The organism is Rhodococcus sp. 06-462-5 (genome assembly GCF_002258315.1).
GTDB lineage: Bacteria > Actinomycetota > Actinomycetes > Mycobacteriales > Mycobacteriaceae > Rhodococcoides.
This window is the reverse complement of record NZ_NOYD01000012.1, coordinates 64598-80910: the sequence shown is the minus strand read 5'-3', so window position 1 is coordinate 80910 and position 16313 is coordinate 64598. Positions and strand designations below refer to the sequence as shown.

The 16313-nt window shown below is 65.0% G+C and carries 18 protein-coding genes; 16 read left to right on the top strand and 2 right to left on the bottom strand.

The window, feature by feature from the left end:
• Positions 1-2 precede the first annotated feature (2 nt).
• From CH251_RS06225 to CH251_RS06200, 6 genes are all read left to right on the top strand, one after another.
• Positions 3-1418 (top strand): acyl-CoA synthetase, encoded by a 1416-nt coding sequence (locus CH251_RS06225; RefSeq protein ID WP_094612369.1) that lies wholly within the window; start codon positions 3-5, stop codon positions 1416-1418.
• A 45-nt stretch (positions 1419-1463) separates the two neighbouring features.
• Positions 1464-2510 (top strand): ABC transporter substrate-binding protein, encoded by a 1047-nt coding sequence (locus tag CH251_RS06220; RefSeq protein ID WP_094612368.1) that lies wholly within the window; start codon positions 1464-1466, stop codon positions 2508-2510.
• Positions 2511-2558: 48 nt separating this feature from the next.
• A complete protein-coding gene (locus CH251_RS06215) occupies positions 2559-3218 on the top strand; it encodes an SDR family oxidoreductase (protein ID WP_094612367.1) in 660 nt (219 codons plus the stop codon).
• Between the two features lie 189 nt (positions 3219-3407).
• Entirely contained in the window at positions 3408-3920 is a 513-nt protein-coding gene (locus CH251_RS06210) for an OsmC family protein (protein ID WP_094612366.1), read from the top strand.
• Positions 3921-3924: 4 nt separating this feature from the next.
• On the top strand, positions 3925-5223 hold the full coding sequence (locus tag CH251_RS06205) for an O-acetylhomoserine aminocarboxypropyltransferase/cysteine synthase family protein (RefSeq protein ID WP_094612365.1): 1299 nt from the start codon (positions 3925-3927) through the stop codon (positions 5221-5223).
• The gene (locus tag CH251_RS06200; protein ID WP_094612364.1) at positions 5220-5705 is read left to right on the top strand and encodes a CoA-binding protein; all 486 of its coding nucleotides are present in this window, start codon (positions 5220-5222) and stop codon (positions 5703-5705) included. The genes CH251_RS06205 and CH251_RS06200 overlap by 4 nt, the downstream gene beginning before the upstream one ends.
• 6 nt (positions 5706-5711) lie before the next feature.
• Here CH251_RS06200 and CH251_RS06195 read toward each other — a convergent pair whose 3' ends face one another.
• Positions 5712-6473 carry an SDR family oxidoreductase gene (locus CH251_RS06195; RefSeq protein WP_256978864.1) on the bottom strand — a complete coding sequence of 254 codons (762 nt, stop codon included), beginning with the start codon at positions 6471-6473 and terminating at the stop codon, positions 5712-5714.
• Positions 6474-6534: 61 nt separating this feature from the next.
• On the opposite strand from CH251_RS06195, the gene CH251_RS06190 reads away from it, so the two are divergent.
• The 4 genes from CH251_RS06190 (at position 6535) to CH251_RS06175 (ending at position 9597) form a co-directional block, all read left to right on the top strand.
• The gene (locus CH251_RS06190) at positions 6535-7119 is read left to right on the top strand and encodes a TetR/AcrR family transcriptional regulator (protein WP_094612362.1); all 585 of its coding nucleotides are present in this window, start codon (positions 6535-6537) and stop codon (positions 7117-7119) included.
• A gap of 74 nt (positions 7120-7193) precedes the next feature.
• Positions 7194-7625, top strand: coding sequence for a DUF1810 domain-containing protein (locus tag CH251_RS06185; protein ID WP_094612361.1), 432 nt, complete (start codon positions 7194-7196; stop codon positions 7623-7625).
• Positions 7626-7635: 10 nt separating this feature from the next.
• Entirely contained in the window at positions 7636-8091 is a 456-nt protein-coding gene (locus tag CH251_RS06180) for a 6,7-dimethyl-8-ribityllumazine synthase (protein WP_094612360.1), read from the top strand.
• 174 nt (positions 8092-8265) lie between these two features.
• Entirely contained in the window at positions 8266-9597 is a 1332-nt protein-coding gene (locus CH251_RS06175; protein WP_094612359.1) for an HNH endonuclease signature motif containing protein, read from the top strand.
• Positions 9598-9684: 87 nt separating this feature from the next.
• Here the strand turns inward: CH251_RS06175 and dapD are convergent, their stop codons facing one another.
• Positions 9685-10638 (bottom strand): 2,3,4,5-tetrahydropyridine-2,6-dicarboxylate N-succinyltransferase, encoded by a 954-nt coding sequence (dapD, locus tag CH251_RS06170; protein WP_094612358.1) that lies wholly within the window; start codon positions 10636-10638, stop codon positions 9685-9687.
• 180 nt (positions 10639-10818) lie between these two features.
• Here dapD and CH251_RS27405 point away from each other — a divergent pair, with 180 nt between their 5' ends.
• The 6 genes from CH251_RS27405 to CH251_RS06145 all read left to right on the top strand — a co-directional run bounded on the left by CH251_RS27405 (position 10819) and on the right by CH251_RS06145 (position 16295).
• Positions 10819-10962 carry a hypothetical protein gene (locus CH251_RS27405; protein WP_179273543.1) on the top strand — a complete coding sequence of 48 codons (144 nt, stop codon included), beginning with the start codon at positions 10819-10821 and terminating at the stop codon, positions 10960-10962.
• A gap of 46 nt (positions 10963-11008) precedes the next feature.
• Positions 11009-11953, top strand: a complete 945-nt coding sequence (locus CH251_RS06165; RefSeq protein ID WP_094612357.1) for an SMP-30/gluconolactonase/LRE family protein — start codon at positions 11009-11011, stop codon at positions 11951-11953.
• A gap of 11 nt (positions 11954-11964) precedes the next feature.
• A complete protein-coding gene (dapE, locus tag CH251_RS06160) occupies positions 11965-13050 on the top strand; it encodes a succinyl-diaminopimelate desuccinylase (protein ID WP_094612356.1) in 1086 nt (361 codons plus the stop codon).
• Between the two features lie 10 nt (positions 13051-13060).
• Positions 13061-13867 carry a TIGR00730 family Rossman fold protein gene (locus CH251_RS06155; protein ID WP_094612355.1) on the top strand — a complete coding sequence of 269 codons (807 nt, stop codon included), beginning with the start codon at positions 13061-13063 and terminating at the stop codon, positions 13865-13867.
• Positions 13864-14427 (top strand): TIGR00730 family Rossman fold protein, encoded by a 564-nt coding sequence (locus CH251_RS06150; protein ID WP_179273542.1) that lies wholly within the window; start codon positions 13864-13866, stop codon positions 14425-14427. Before CH251_RS06155 ends, CH251_RS06150 begins: the two co-directional genes overlap by 4 nt.
• 92 nt (positions 14428-14519) lie before the next feature.
• Positions 14520-16295 (top strand): long-chain-acyl-CoA synthetase, encoded by a 1776-nt coding sequence (locus CH251_RS06145; RefSeq protein WP_094612354.1) that lies wholly within the window; start codon positions 14520-14522, stop codon positions 16293-16295.
• Positions 16296-16313: the final 18 nt, after the last annotated feature.

The following is a 16313-nucleotide window of genomic DNA, read 5'->3' as shown; positions in this document are numbered from 1 at the left end:
GTATGTACGGTAGCCATGTGCTGCTTCGTTCACTGAACCCACTCGCCGTTGCGCGAGGAGACGACATTCCCGACGCCATCACGATCGACGGAGTCTCGCTTTCCCGTGCCAATATCCTGGGCGCGGCGACGTCCGTGGCCGAGCGCATCTCGCGAGCCGACCGCCTCGCGATCTACGCGACGCCGTCGGTGAAGACGGTGCTCGCTGTCGTGGGCGCACTCATCGCCGGCGTCACCGTGGTGCCCGTTCCGCCCGACGCCGGGGTGGCCGAACGTGAGCACATCCTACGCGACTCGGGCGCGCAGGCGTGGCTCGGTGAAGCGCCGCCGGATACCTCCGGGCTCGAGGTCCTGCCGGTGCGTCAACATGCACGGTCGTGGCACAGCTACCCGGAACCACAGCCGTCCTCGGTCGCGTTCGTGCTCTACACCTCCGGTACCACCGGCCCGCCGAAAGGCGTCCTGATCTCACGCAGTGCCATCGCGGCCGGGCTCGACGCGTTGGCGCAGGCCTGGGCGTGGACGTCGAAAGATACTGTGGTGCAGGGGCTTCCGTTGTTCCACGTGCACGGACTCATCCTCGGTGTCCTGGGCCCGCTGCGAGTGGGCAGCCCGCTGATCCACACCGGTAAGCCGACGCCGGAGCTCTACGCAGCCGCGCGCGGATCCCTGTATTTCGGGGTGCCGACCGTATGGTCGCGCATCGCCGCGGACGAGGCCTCGGCCCGCGCCCTGTCCGGTGCCCGACTGCTGGTTTCCGGCAGTGCCCCACTCCCGGTCCCGGTGTTCGAGAAGCTCCGTGAACTCACCGGCCAGGCCCCGATCGAGCGATACGGCATGAGTGAAACCCTCATCACCATCAGCACCCGCGCCGACGGTGAGCGTCGAGCAGGCTCGGTGGGACTGCCGGTCGCGGGCGTCGAGACGCGGCTGCGAGGTGAGAAGGGCGAAATCCTGCCGCACGACGGCGAATCCATCGGAGCGTTGCAGATCCGCTGCCCCATGCTGTTCGACGGCTACCTGAACAACCCCGAGGCGACAGCGAAAACCTTCACCGAGGACGGGTGGTTCGACACCGGAGACGTCGCTCTCATCGAGCCGGACGGCTTCCATCGAATCGTGGGACGAGCCTCGACCGATCTGATCAAGTCCGGCGGGTATCGCGTCGGCGCAGGTGAGATCGAGACGGTGTTGCTGGGGCATCCGAGCGTCGACGAGGTGGCCGTCGTCGGTGTGCCCGACGACGATTTGGGCCAGCGCATCGTGGCGTTCGTCGTCGGTACCGATGTGCAGGATCGGGTGCTCATCGATCTGGTGGCCACCGAGCTGTCGATTCACAAGCGGCCCCGCGAGATTCGAGTTGTCGACTCCCTCCCTCGCAACGCGATGGGGAAGGTTCAGAAGAAGTTGCTCGGCTGACTCTCTCTTGACGCCATAGGTTAGGCATGCCTACTGTTCTGGGTCATGACCGCACCTGCGCACGCATTCGTTATCGGGGCAACCCAGTTCGAGACAAGCACGATCGAGGCGGCGACGCGTCGTGAGTTCCTCATCGGCGGCGTCGCCCTCGCGGCCTTGCTGGCCGGATGCGGTACCGGTGAGGACCAGGCCTCGGGCGACGAGACGGCAGGGGACGGTTATCCACGCACGATCGTCGACGATGCCGGTGAGTCCGTCGTGATCGATCGTCGGCCCCAGCGGGTGGCGTGTGTGGCCAACCTGTGGGATCTGGACACGGTGCTCGCGCTCGGTGTCGTCCCGGTGCAGTTCGGGGTGCGTGAGGGTTTCGCCGAGATGATCGGCTCGCCGGACAGGTCGTGGGAGTGGCACGAGAACGCCCTCACCGAACTCGGCGGGTCGAGTGAGCGGATCTCCCTCGGCGAGTCGATCGACACCGAGCGCATCGCTGCTGCCGAACCGGATCTCATCATCGGAGACGACGGGGTGGCCGACTCTCGTTCCCAGCTCGAATCGCTTGCCCCGGTGGTCCAGATCGCGTATTTCGATTGGCGACGCAACCTGCAGATGATCGGCGACGCACTCGATCGGCGAGATCGCGCCGACGAACTCATCGTGGAGACCGAGGCGAGGATGTCTGCCGCGCTCGAAGGCCTCGACGTTGCCGGTGCGACGGTCGGTCTGATCGCCGCGTACGACACGTCGACGTTCTACGGACTCGGACACGAGTCGATCCCCGCCGTGGATCTGTTCCGGCGAGCCGGATTCACGACGGTTGCCGCTCTGTCCGACGGCGCGACCGCCGCCGCCCCCCGCCCCGAGTTCTCCGCTGAGAACGCCGACGTTCTCGCCGATGCCGACGTGCTCGTCGTCTTCGACTTCGGCTCGGCCGGGATCGTCGATACCGGACTGTTCACCTCGTTGCCGAGCGTCGCAGCCGGCCGGGTGGTGGTGCTCGAGCAAGGTGAAGTGGCTCAGGGCTTCTCGACGTTGAGCCCGCTCAATCTCGACATCTGCATCGATGTGGTCCGCCGCGCAGCCGAACTGCTCTGATGAACGCCGTCGTCAGCGAGAGTGCGAGGCGGCGGTTAAATTCGAGAGATGACCACTCTCGATGGTGCGCGCATTCTCGTATTCGGTGCCAGTGGCGGTCTCGGCGGTCCGATCGTCGAGCAGCTCGCGAAGGCCGGTGCTCGGCTGACCGTGAGCGGCCGGAACATCGAGTCGGACCATCACACGGTGAATGCCGATCTGACGCTCCCTGATTCGGCTCGCTCGGTGGTCGCGGAGGCCGTGGAACATCACGGCGGACTGGACGGGATCGTCATCGCCGCAGGTGTCGTGGCGTTCGGACCGGTCACCGACGTGGACGACGACACCGTCGACGAACTACTGCTGCTCAACTATCTCGCACCGCTGCGGGTACTTCGAGAAGCGCTGACCACCCTGGACCAGGGCGGGTTCGTGCTCAACATCAGCGCCGTCGTGGCCGACAAGCCCATGCCGAACATGGGTGCCTACTCGGCGAGCAAGGCCGCGGTGACTGCACTGCTGAAAAGCGTTCGTACAGAGGCGCGTAAGTCGAAGATCAGAATCGTGGACGTGCGTCCGCCGCACACCGAGACGGGTCTTGCGACGCGGCCGATCGCCGGGCAGGCACCGAAACTACCGCAGGGTCTGACGCCGGACGCGGTGGCGGCACGGATCGTCGCGGCGATCACCGACGACGAGACCGATGTCGGCGCGGATCAGTTCTCGTAAGCTATTGTCGGCATCGTGACCGAGACACACGTGACCGACGCAGCCAGAAGGCTCGTACGTCGTCGCACCATCGACTTCGGTCTCGTCTGCACTTCTTCCTGTTCGTAACTGTCGATCGAACCCATCCCCGACGAGCATTTCGCGCCCCTCGGGTAGTTCCGGCAACCCTCGAAACGAACAGGATCCCTCATGACCACATCTGTGTCCCACCTCGGCGGCGTCATCGCTGCCACCGACGATGCCGTGCAGGCCGACGCGAAGAACGCTCAGGCCGTCTTCCGGGCCTCGGTCACCGCGCACGATGCCGTCGCCAGCACCGTCACCCTGGGCAAGTACACCGTCGAGGTCGACGAACCGCCTGCCCTCGGCGGTGAGAACAAGGCCGCCAACCCGGTCGAGTACTACCTGGCGTCGCTGCTGTCCTGCCAGGTGGTCACGTACCGCGTCTGGGCGGAGAAACTCGGCATCGTCGTCGACGACATCAAGGCCAAGGCCGAAGGTGACCTCGACGTTCGCGGATTCTTCGGCTTCGACGACGACGTTCGTCCCGGGTTCGGCGAGGTGCGCGTCGTCGTGACCGTCACCGGTCCCGAGTCGCGGGAGCGGTACGAGGAGCTGCAGCAGGCCGTCGACGATCACTGCCCCGTGCTGGATCTGACGCGCAATCCCACCCCGATCCACACCGTTCTCGAAACGGCCTGACGTCATGAGCGAACGGACATTCGGCCTGCGTACCAGAGCAATTCACGCCGGAGCGCGACCTGATCCATCCACCGGTTCGCGTGCGGTGCCGATCTATCAGACGGCGAGCTACGTGTTCGAGAATTCTGCGGACGCAGGCGATCTGTTCGCTCTGCAGAAATACGGCAACGTCTACAGCCGCATCGGAAACCCCACCGTCGCCGCCTTCGAGGAGCGCATCGCGAGCCTCGAAGGCGGCATCGGGGCGGTTGCGTTCGCCAGTGGGTTGGCGGCCGAGTTCGCAGTGTTCGCTGCGCTTGCCGGTAGCGGCGATCACATCGTTGCCGCGGCCGGGCTCTACGGCGGCACGGTGACCCAGCTCGATGTGACGCTGCGCCGCTTCGGCGTCGAGACCACGTTCGTTCCCGGCACCGATCCGGCGGATTACTCAGCAGCGGTGACGGATTCGACCAAGCTGATCTACGCCGAGATCATCGGCAATCCGTCGGGTGAGATCGCCGACCTCGAGGGTCTCGCCGCCGTCGCGCACGAACACGGAATTCCGTTGGTGATCGACGCGACGATGGCGACGCCCTGGCTGAGTCGGCCCATCGAATTCGGTGCCGACATCGTGATCCACTCGGCCACCAAGTTCCTTGGCGGTCACGGATCGACGCTCGGGGGAGTGGTGGTCGAATCCGGGCGATTCGATTGGGGCTCGGGCAAATTCCCGCAGATGACGGAACCGGTGGCCTCGTACGGCGGGCTGTCGTGGTGGGGGAATTTCGGCGAGTACGGCTTTCTGACGAAGCTGCGCAGCGAACAGTTGCGCGACATCGGCGGCGCGTTGGCTCCGCAATCGGCATTCACGTTGATCCAGGGGGTCGAGACGCTGCCGCAACGCATGGACGCGCACGTCGCCAATGCGCGAGTCATGGCGGAATGGCTCGAACGCGATTCACGTGTCGACTACGTGAGATGGGCAGGCCTGGAGGGTCATCCGCATCACGACCGGTCTCGGAAGTATCTGCCTGCCGGCCCGGGGGCAGTATTCGCCTTCGGAATCGACGGTGGCCGCGAGGCCGGGCAGACGTTCGTCGAGAGCGTTCAGGTCGCCAGCCACGTCGCCAATATCGGTGACGTGCGGACGCTGGTGATCCACCCGGGCAGCACCACCCACCGACAACTGAGCGACGAGCAACTCCGCGGCGCAGGTGTCGGTCCCGAGCTGATTCGCATCAGCGTCGGACTCGAAGACGTCGAGGACATTCTGTGGGACCTCGATCAGGCCCTGACACTGGCAACAGGAAAGGCGCGGTCATGAGCGAACGCACCTGGCAGGGCCCGTCCGCCCAAGCGCGTCAGCGCATTCTGCGGGAGACCAAGACGGTCGCGATCGTCGGAGCGTCGAAGAATCCCTCGCGGGCAAGCTACTTCGTCAACCGGTACCTGTCGTCGACGAGCAACTACGAGATATTCCTCGTCAATCCGACGGTTTCCGACATCGAGGGCACACCCGTGTACCCGACGCTCGCCGATCTACCGAAGCCGCCGGACCTGGTGGACGTGTTCCGCAAGTACGACGACTTGCCCGAGGTCCTGTCCGAAACGATTGCAGTACAGGCGAAGACGATCTGGCTGCAGCTCGGGCTGTGGCACGAGCAAGTGGCTCGCGACGGGGAGGCCGCGGGATTGAACGTCGTCATGGATCGGTGCCTCAAGATCGAGCACGCCCGATTCCATGGAGGACTGCATCTGGCCGGATTCGATACGGGAGTGATCGATTCGCGTCGTACCCGCGGTTGACCGGTCTCAGGCTTTCAGCAGGCGACCGCTGATCTTCGCGGCCAACGATCGTGGGGCCAAACGCACACCGTCCGCGCTGATCTTGTTGGACAGGCCCGAGACGACGCTCGCGGGGGTACGGCGAGAATCCAACGCGCGCATGGCCGTCGAGACCACTTGCTCGGAGGTCTGGAAGTTGCCCACCGCGGCGTCTTTCGACCCCACGACGTCGAAGAACTCGGTACGGGTGGGGCCGGGGGAGAGCGCGAGAATCTTCAGCGACGAGGTGCGGTGCTCGAAGGCCAAGGCTTCGGTGAAGTTGAGGACGAAGGCCTTCGTGGCACCGTAGACGGCCATGTTGGGGGTGGGTTGGTACGCAGCGGTACTCGCGATGTTGATCAGCGCGCCGGTGAGGTTCGGCAGAAACGCATGCGTCAGGTCAACCAGCGCGCTCACGTTCAGCGCAATCTCGGCGGCGATGCGCTCGGGATCTTCGTCGGCGAACTTCCCGTGAGTTCCGAAACCTGCGTTGTTGACGAGCGTGGTGGGGATGATTCCCTTGTCCGCCAATGTGGTTCGAAGTGTCTCGCCGACGCCGGGAACCCCCAGATCCATCGCGACAACGGTTGCGGTGACGCCGTGGTCGGCTTCGATACGTCGTGCCAGGGTGTCCAGTCGATCGGCACGCCGAGCCACCAGGACGACGTTCTCGCCGCGTGCGGCGAAGCGGGTGGCGAATTCCTCGCCGAGGCCCGAGCTTGCTCCGGTGATCAGTGCTGTGGAAGTCATGTCGGCCAATGTAGGCAGTGTCAGCATTGTTGTCAACGACAACATCGCCTAGGGTGAACCCATGGCAACGCAGCGATACCACCACGGTGACCTGCGCGCGGTACTGCTCGACGAGGCCGAACGAAGCATCGCGCACGGCGGAGTCGACGCGTTGTCACTTCGACAGCTGGCCAGAGATGTCGGTGTCAGTCACGGTGCCCCCGCGCGCCACTTCCGCGACAAGCAGGCGCTGTTGGATGCGCTGGCGCTGCACGGTTTCGAGGAACTGAACCGCCGGATGGTCGCAGCGGCAACGGGACCCGGTGAGCTGATGGCTCGGTTTCGCGCCGTCGCCCGCGCCTACCTCGGATTCGCCGTCGAACACCCGGAATTGCTGGACGTCATGTACAGCACGAAGCATCATCCCGACGCCAGCGAGAAGCTGAAAAGCGTTGCGCACGAAAGTATGACCGCCACCGAGGCATTGCTCAGCGAAGCCATCGCGGCCGGTGTGATCACCGAGGCTCCACCCGAGATCCTCGCGCGCGTTGCCTTCGCGAGCGTCCATGGACTCGCGATGCTGGCCACCGGCGACCTGCTCGACGGCGTCTCGACCGAGGGTCTGCTCGACGCGACCGTCGACACGCTGCTGCGTGGGTTCACCTGATGGGGTCGTTCCGCAGGCTCCACTGATGATCGGGTCGTTCCGCAGGCTCCACTCCTGTGGCTAAATTGAACGGCATGACCGAATACGACCTGCAACGCTTCGTCGACGCCCAGGACCCCGTCTGGACTGCGGTGACGAACGAACTGAAGGCGGGACGAAAGCAGACACACTGGATGTGGTTCGTGTTCCCGCAATTGGCGGGGCTGGGGCGTAGTGCGACCGCTCAGCACTTCGGCATCGCCGATCTGATGGAGGCCGAGCTGTACCTGTCGCACGAAGTGCTGGGCCCTCGCCTGAAGAAGGCGGCAAGGCTGGTGGTTGCTGTCGAGGGGCGGACGGTCGACGAGATCTTCGGTTATCCCGACAACCTGAAGTTGCATTCGTCCATGACGCTTTTCGCCGAAGCTACCGAGGGTCCGTCCGTATTCGGCGAAGTGTTGCAGAAGTATTTCACCGGTGAATTCGATGGCCCGACACTCGACTTGCTCGACGAGCGATACCGCTAGCATCGCACCCATGACCACTCCACTCGCCGGATCCATTGCCTTCGTCCACGCCAGCTGGCACCTGGACATCGTCGATCGCGCGCGAGTGGGATTCGCCGCCGAACTGAAGAAGCTCGGGCAAGCCGAGACGCCCATCGACGTGTTCGAGGTACCCGGGGCCTTCGAGATCCCACTGCACGCACAGCGGCTCGCCAAGACGGGTAAGTACGCCGCGATCGTCGCCGCTGCACTGGTGGTGGACGGCGGAATCTACCGACACGATTTCGTCGAAACGGCTGTCATCGACGGCCTGATGCGAGTGCAGCTGGACACCGACGTGCCGGTGTTCTCCGTGGTGCTGACGCCACACCACTTCCATGAACACGCCGACCACAACGCCTTCTTCACCGCTCACCTCGAAACCAAAGGCGCAGAAGCCGCGCGGGCTGTGGTGAAAACCCTGGCGTCATTGGGGACCATCGGCTGACGGCGGGGGTGCGGGTGGGGAAGGTCCTCCACCGCCAGGGCATGCCCGTATCCGAGTTCGTCTCCGATACCACACCCCACCGACAGGTTTGGAAGAGCGAATAGTCAAGCAGGACAATAGTTTTCGATTGAACTATGGTTGCCAGTCGAACGCGCGTTCGATACACTTGCTCCCATGACCACGGAGATCTGGCAACTGAGCGAGAGTGAACTCCTCGCCGACGCCGCCGCGGTCTCCCACCAGATCCAGCTCCTCGAAGCCCGGCGGATCGCTCTCGTCGCAGAGATCGACACCCGCGTCTCACGCGAGAAGCTCGGCTTCCCCGGACCCGCCGGCTGGCTGACCTCCACCACCCTGCTGTCCCCCAGCAAAGCCACCAAGATCGTCGCCCTCGCACGCGGGTTGAAGAACTTCCCCGACATCGCCGACGCCGTCAACACCGGCGTGATGACCGTCGACCATGCAGCCCTGATCCTCACCTTCGCCGAAACACCCCCGAAGAACCTCCCGCAAGCTGGGCAGGACATCGCCCGTAAAGCCATGATCAAGGCTGCGACCGGACCCCAAGCGCGTACCGGCCGCATCCGCGAAGCGATCACCAAGCTCAACGACAGATTCGGCGGCAACAAACCACCTCCAGAGGACACCGACCGCAACGAACTCTTCGCCTCCAAGACGTTGAACGGGCGGTTGGTGCTGAAAGGAGACTTCGATGCGATCACCGGAGAAAAGCTCCTCACCGCACTCTCGCCGCTGACCGAACCCCGCCCCGCCGCCGACGGCACCCAAGACGATCGCAGCCCCGCCAAGCGCAGAGCCGACGCCTTCGGACACATCCTCGACCAATACCTTGCCTCGAGTGATCGACCCATCGAAGGCGGTGAACGCCCGCACCTGAACCTGCACATCAGCCTGCGCGATCTCACCGACCTCCGCGACAGTGCCGACGCAGACGACATCACCGACGACATCGCCGACGACGAGAACACCCGCGCTGCAGACGAATCCGATGACGACGGCCACCCTGCCACGGATCGCGGCGCATACAGGGACCTATTCGGCGACGGCACCACCGTCGGCTGGCTGCCCTGGATGGGACCACTCTCCCGCAACACTTCCCGGCAACTCGCCTGCGACTGTGTCCTCACTGCCATCGTGATGGACGAGAACGGCAACCCGATCAACCTCGCCCGCACCGCACGCACCGTCACCGCCAAACAACGCAAAGCTCTCATCGCCCGCGATCACGGTTGTGCGTTCCCTGGCTGCGGAAAACCTGCCGCCTGGACCGAAGGACATCACATCTGGCACTGGGGAGACGGCGGCCCCACCGACATGAACAACCTCGTCCTACTCTGCGGATTCCACCACCGACTCCTCCACCACTCCGACTGGGAAGTCTTCATCGGCGTCGACAACCACCCGTGGTTCGTGCCACCGGCAACCGTCGACCCCTACCGACAACCCAGACCATCCCACGCCCGAGCAGGCCCCCACATCGCCTGAGGCAATAACCACACCAGCCCCGCACCGAGAACACGGTGCGGGGCTGGAAGAGATTGTTCGACAGGCTGATTCGAGTGAAGTGGACTCTCAGTCGTTGGCGTGCAGTGCCGCGTTCAGTTCGACGCCGGTGCCCTTCCACGGCACCACCTCGACAGCACCCGACAGTGAGTTGCGACGGAACAGCAGGTTGGACTTGCCGGACAGTGTTGCCGCCTTCACCACGGTTCCATCCGGGCCACTGACCTTCGTGCCTGCGGTGATGTAGAGCCCGGCCTCGACGACGCAGTCGTCACCGAGTGAAATACCGAGCCCGGAGTTCGCGCCCAGCAGGCAGCTCTTTCCGACGGAGATGACGTTCTTGCCGCCGCCGGAGAGCGTGCCCATGATCGACGCGCCGCCGCCAACGTCGGAACCGTCACCGACGACGACGCCCGCGGAGATGCGACCTTCGACCATCGAGTTGCCGAGCGTGCCGGCGTTGAAGTTGACGAAGCCCTCGTGCATGACCGTCGTTCCGCTGGCCAGGTGCGCGCCGAGACGGACGCGGTCGGCGTCGGCGATACGAACACCGGTGGGAATGATGTAGTCGACCAGGCGCGGGAACTTGTCGACTCCGTACACGGTCACCGGACCGCGGGCACGCAGCTTCGCGCGCACCGTCTCGAAACCGTCCACCGCTGCGGGCCCGAAGTTGGTCCACACCACATTGGAGAGCAGACCGAACACTCCGTCGAGGTTCTGCCCGTGCGGCTGAACCAACCGGTGCGAGAGCAGATGCAGTCGCAGGTACGCGTCGTGGGCGTCGATCGGGGCGTCGTCGAGCGAGGCGATGCTGGTGCGCACTGCGACTACCTCGACGCCGCGCGCCTCGTCCGGTCCGACGAGTGCGGCCAGCTCTTCGGGGACGTCCGAACCCTCGAGCCGGACGGTGCCGGTCTCGAAGCCCGACCCGAGCTCCGGGCTCGGAAACCAGGTGTCGAGAACAACGCCCGACGTCGTGATGTTGGCAATACCTACTGCTGATGCTCCCTGTGCGCTCACGGCTCGAAGAATACGCGGTGGACTCGGCGGGCGGGTTGGCCCGTCATCGCGGGAACGTCGACTGTTCCCGGGCTCCGTTCCCGACGCGGCGTCGGTTCGTTATCGGTTCGTCTGCCGACCGTGATCGCATCGGGATGCCGGCGGACGCATCGGCGGCGGGGGAGCTGACAGAGTTTCCCGGTGACCACACGTACCGTCTCCCGCAGCCGTGGAGTGACCTCGGTGATGGCGGACGGCGTGTCCTTCACCGGGTTGGTGACAACCCTGGCGACGACGATCGTGCTCGGAGTCGCGCTGGGTTTGGTTGTCACAGGCGCGTGGTAGACATCGTCGTCGGCTGACAGGGGGTCGCCGAGGCTGGGGGAGTGTCATGGGTTCGAGCAAGTCTGCGCGTGTGCGTTCGGTCGTCACAGCGATTGCTGCCGCGCTGGTGGTGGCCGGCGGCGTCGTCGTCGGGTCCGGCACCGCAGTCGCAGATCCCTACTGCGCCGGAGCAGGCGGTCCGTCGGCAGAGGTCGCACGGATCCCGGGTGCGGCTCTGGAAGGCCTGGCCGTCGACGCGTCGGGTCGGGCCTACGTCACCGACATCGTCTCCGGCCGCGTGTATCGCATCGACGCGCCGGGGCAGGCCGCGTACCCCATCGCGACGGTCCCCAGCGGCGGCGGTGGAGCCCTGGCCTGGATGCCCGACGGCACCCTGCTGGTCGGCTACGGAGCCGACCCTCGCGTCTTCGTCGGAGACATCGTCAAGGCCGCCGGGATCGTTCGGCTCGACGTCGACACTCTCACCGTCACCCCGTTCGCGACCGGTCTGAGCGCAGCCAACGGACTTGCCGTCGCTTCCGACGGAACGGTGTACGCCACCAACGACTTCGGCTCGCTCATCGGCCGAATCGGCCCCGACGGTTCGGTCGATCCGGCATGGGCGAGCTTCCCCAGTGCCAACGGCGCAGTTCTCGACGCCGCTGATCGGTACCTGTACGTCTCGCGCACCTTCGTGAACCCGGGTGTCAGCCGGATCCCGATCGCCGACCCCTCGGCACCGGAAAGCGTGCTCGACCTGACGGGACTCGATTCGTTCGCAGCCCCGGACGGACTGACCCTCGACGATGCCGGGCGTCCGGTGGTGCCGCTCAACGCAGGCGGCTCCGTCGTCCGCATCGATGCGCCGGGGGCGACGTGTGTCATCGGCACCGGAACTCGGCTGACCAGCGTCGTCGCCTACGGTCGCTCCGACCAGGGCTTCTCCCGCGGAAAATTGTTCGGGGCAGGCTTCGACGGCGTGGTCCGCGAGATTCCGGGATCCACGGCCTAGAGTTTTCTCCCGTGACGCTCGAACTGCATGCCGACCCGATAGACCTCACCGCGGCCCTGGTGGACATCCCCAGTGTCAGCGAGGACGAATCGCGCATCGCAGACGAGGTGGAGCAGGCGCTCCGCGAGCAGACCACGGGCTTCGAGATCATCCGCAGCGGCAACGCCGTGCTCGCCCGAACCAACCGCGGGCTCGCGTCGAGGGTCATGCTCGCCGGGCATCTCGACACGGTTCCCATCGCAGACAACGTGCCGTCGAGGCGCGAGCACGACAGCGCCGAGGGCGACATTCTGCACGGGTGCGGAACAGTCGACATGAAGTCGGGTGACGCAGTGTTCCTGCATCTCGCCGCGACGATCGACAATCCTGCGCACGATCTGACTCTGGTGTTCTACGACTGCGAGGAGATCGCGGCCGCCCGCAACGGACTGGGCCGCATAGAACGAGAACTTCCCGAATGGCTCGCCGCCGACGTCGCGATCCTCGGTGAACCGTCCGGCGGGTTCATCGAGGCCGGTTGCCAAGGGACACTGCGGGTTCGGCTGACGGCGTCGGGAACACGGGCTCACAGTGCCCGGTCCTGGTTGGGCGACAATGCAATTCACAAATTCGGGGCGGTTCTGAACCGGCTCGCGGCGTATCGGGCACGCACCGTCGACATCGACGGCTGCGTGTATCGGGAAGGGCTGCAAGCTGTCCGGATCTCCGGTGGGGTCGCAGGCAACGTCGTTCCCGACGCGGCCGAACTCGACGTCAACTTCCGCTTCGCGCCCGATCGCAACGTCGACGACGCCGTCGAACACGTTCGTGAGGTGGTCGAGGGACTGGATCTCGGCTTCGAGGTCACCGACTCGTCGCCCGGAGCGCTTCCCGGGTTGAACCGACCGGCGGCGGCCGCGCTCATCGAGGCCGCGGGTGGACAGTTCCGGGCCAAGTACGGCTGGACGGACGTCTCCCGGTTCTCGGCGCTCGGGATCCCGGCGGTCAACTACGGACCCGGCGACCCCAATCTCGCCCACAAGCGCGACGAACGCGTCCCCGTCGAGCAGATCACCCACGTCACACAGGTTCTCCGGAGCTACCTCACTGCCGGATAGCCTGAACGCCATGAACAGCGACCAGGGCCCAGGTAGTTCCGAGGAACGCGGCAGTTTCGAGGAACACAGCAGTTCCGAAGAACACAGCAGCGAGAAGCCGGCCAAGCACAAGGGATCCGTCGTACTTCGGCGTGGCCGGAACACCGAGACCTCCACCTCGGATCAGCGCCTGCTCGACGAGCGAGGACCGGGGAACTGGATTCACTCCGATACTTGGCGAGTACTGCGTATCCAGAGCGAATTCGTCGAGGGATTCGGCGCACTCGCCGAGGTCCCCAAGGCCGTGACGGTGTTCGGTTCGGCGCGCACCCCCGTCGACCATCCCGAGTACGCCCGAGCCCGGCAGCTCGGAGCCGCTCTCGCGCAGGAGGGCTTCGCCGTCATCACCGGTGGCGGGCCGGGCGCGATGGAAGGGGCCAACCGAGGTGCGAGCGAGGCCGACGGGTACTCGATCGGGCTCGGGATCGAGCTGCCGTTCGAGCAGGGCCTCAACGAATGGGTCGATCTGGGCGTCAACTTCCGCTACTTCTTCGTGCGCAAGACCATGTTCGTGAAGTACTCCCAGGCGTTCGTGTGCCTTCCCGGCGGCTTCGGTACTCTCGACGAACTCTTCGAGGCGCTGACCTTGGTGCAGACGGCCAAGGTCACCAGGTTCCCGATCGTGTTGCTGGGCAAGGACTTCTGGTCGGGACTGCTCGATTGGATCAAGACGACTCTCGTGAAAGAAGGCAAGGTGTCCGAGAAGGACCTCGAACTGATCCACTGCACCGACAGCGTCGACGAGGCTGTCCGGATCGTCCGCGAGGCCCAGCAGTGAGCGATCGCGGCACGACCGAACGCGCGATCAGTGTCTGCGTCTACTGCGCGTCGGGTCCCGTCGACGCCTCCTTCATCGACCTGGCCGCCGAGGTCGGTACGGAGATCGGCCGACGAGGCTGGCAGCTCGTCTCGGGCGGCGGCAACGTGTCGATGATGGGTGCCGTTGCCGCGGCAACGCGAGCTGCGGGCGGCAACACGGTCGGCGTGATTCCGAAAGCGCTCGTGCACCGCGAGGTCGCCGATGTCGACGCCGACGAGCTGATCGTCACCGACACCATGCGTGAGCGGAAGAAGATCATGGAGGACCGCGCCGACGCTTTCATCACCTTGCCGGGTGGGATCGGGACGTTGGAGGAGCTGTTCGAGACCTGGACCGCGGGCTACCTGGGTATGCACAGCAAGCCGATGGTGATGCTCGACCCATTCGGACATTTCGACGGCATGATGCAGTGGATAGACGGTTTGCGAGAGACCGGATTCGTGCAACAACGCGCCCTGGATGCCCTGGTCAGAACGACGACCGTCGATGATGCTCTGAATGCCTGCGCAACGTTGTGACAGGTCACCAAGCGTGGCCACGAAGCGAGATGCTCAAAGTTGTTACTCTCAAGTAGGGTAAGAAATCTCACATCGTCTTCAAAGGGGAGTACATGGCTGTCGATGCCCGTCAGAAAATTGGAGTGACCGACCTCGCGGTCGCGTTGCCGAAAATGGTGACGGAGGTGCCCAGTCTCCTCAAGGGCCTGGCGGGATTCACCCGCAAACCCGACCACAAGGCGTCGATCGGTCAGGTCTTCCAGGATGCCGCCGCGAAGAACAGCGACCGTCCGTTCGTGCGGTTCGAGGGTGAGTCGATCACCTACCGGGACGCGAACGAGCTCGTCAACCAGTACGCCGTGGTGTTCGCAGACCACGGAGTGAAGCGCGGCGACGTCGTCGGCATCCTCAGCAAGAACCGGCCGGAGGCGCTGTTCGCCGCGCTCGCTGCCGTCAAGCTCGGTGCCACCGCGGGAATGCTGAACTACAACCAGCGCGGTGACGTGCTCGAACACAGCCTCGGCATTCTCGAGGCAAGGGTCCTCGTGCTGGACGAGAACGCGCAGGAAGCCCTGGATTCGCTCGACGGAGAACCCAAGGTCGGAGTAGTACTGCCGCTGAAGAAGTTGGCCGAGCTCGCGGCGACGGCGTCGACGGCCAACCCGAAGGTCACCGCTGAGATCCAGGCCAAGGAGAAGGCGTTCTACATCTTCACCTCGGGCACCACCGGTATGCCGAAGGCCAGCCTGATGAGCCACTTCCGTTGGCTCAAGTCGATGTCCGGTCTGGGCAACATGGGTGTGCGGCTTCGCAGTAACGACGTCATCTACTGCTGCCTGCCGCTCTACCACAACAACGCGCTGACGGTGACTCTGTCCTCGGTGCTCGCAGGCGGCGCGACCATGGCCATCGGCAAGCAGTTCTCGGTGAGCAATTTCTGGGACGACATTCGCGTCAACAAGGCCACCGCGTTCACCTACATCGGCGAGCTGTGCCGCTACCTGCTGACCCAGCCGGAGAAGCCCTCCGACCGCGACAACTCGGTCAAGCTGATCGTCGGCAACGGACTGCGCCCGGAGATCTGGGAAGAGTTCACCCAGCGATTCGGCATCTCCCGCGTCGCCGAGTTCTACGGCGCCAGCGAATGCAACATCGCGTTCATCAACGCCCTGAACATGAAGAAGACCGCCGGTATCTGCCCGCTCCCGTACGCCGTCGTCCAGTACGACGAGGAATCCGGCAAGGCCAAGCGCGGTCAGGACGGCAAGCTCCGCAAGGTCGGAAACGGCGAGGTCGGACTGCTGCTGTCCAAGGTGACCGACCGGGCACCGTTCGACGGCTACTCCGACGACAAGGCCACCGAGAAGAAGTTGGTGCGCGACGGTTTCAAGGACGGCGACTCGTGGTTCGACACCGGCGATCTGGTTCGTAAGCAGGGCTTCATGCACGTCGCGTTCGTCGACCGCCTCGGTGACACCTTCCGTTGGAAGGGCGAGAACGTGGCCACCACCCAGGTCGAGGGTGCGCTCGGTGGGCATCCCTCGATCGACGGTGCCGTCGTGTACGGCGTCGACATCGAGGGAACCGACGGCAAGGCAGGCATGGCTGCGGTGACGCTGCGCGAGGGCGAGACGTTCGACGGCAAGTCCACGGCCGAGCACCTGTACGACAAGCTCCCGACGTACGCGGTGCCGCTCTTCGTCCGAGTCGTCGACAGCCTCGAGCAGACGTCGACGTTCAAGAGCCAGAAGGTGGCCCTGCGCAAGCTCGGCTACGAGGAAGACGGCAACAGCGACCTGTACGTGCTGCGCGGCAAGTCCGGTGGCTACGAGAAGGCGTACGACGGCTACGTCGCCGAGGTCGCCGCAGGCAAGGCTCCCAAGGGCTGAGCACCCGAAAGATGCGCT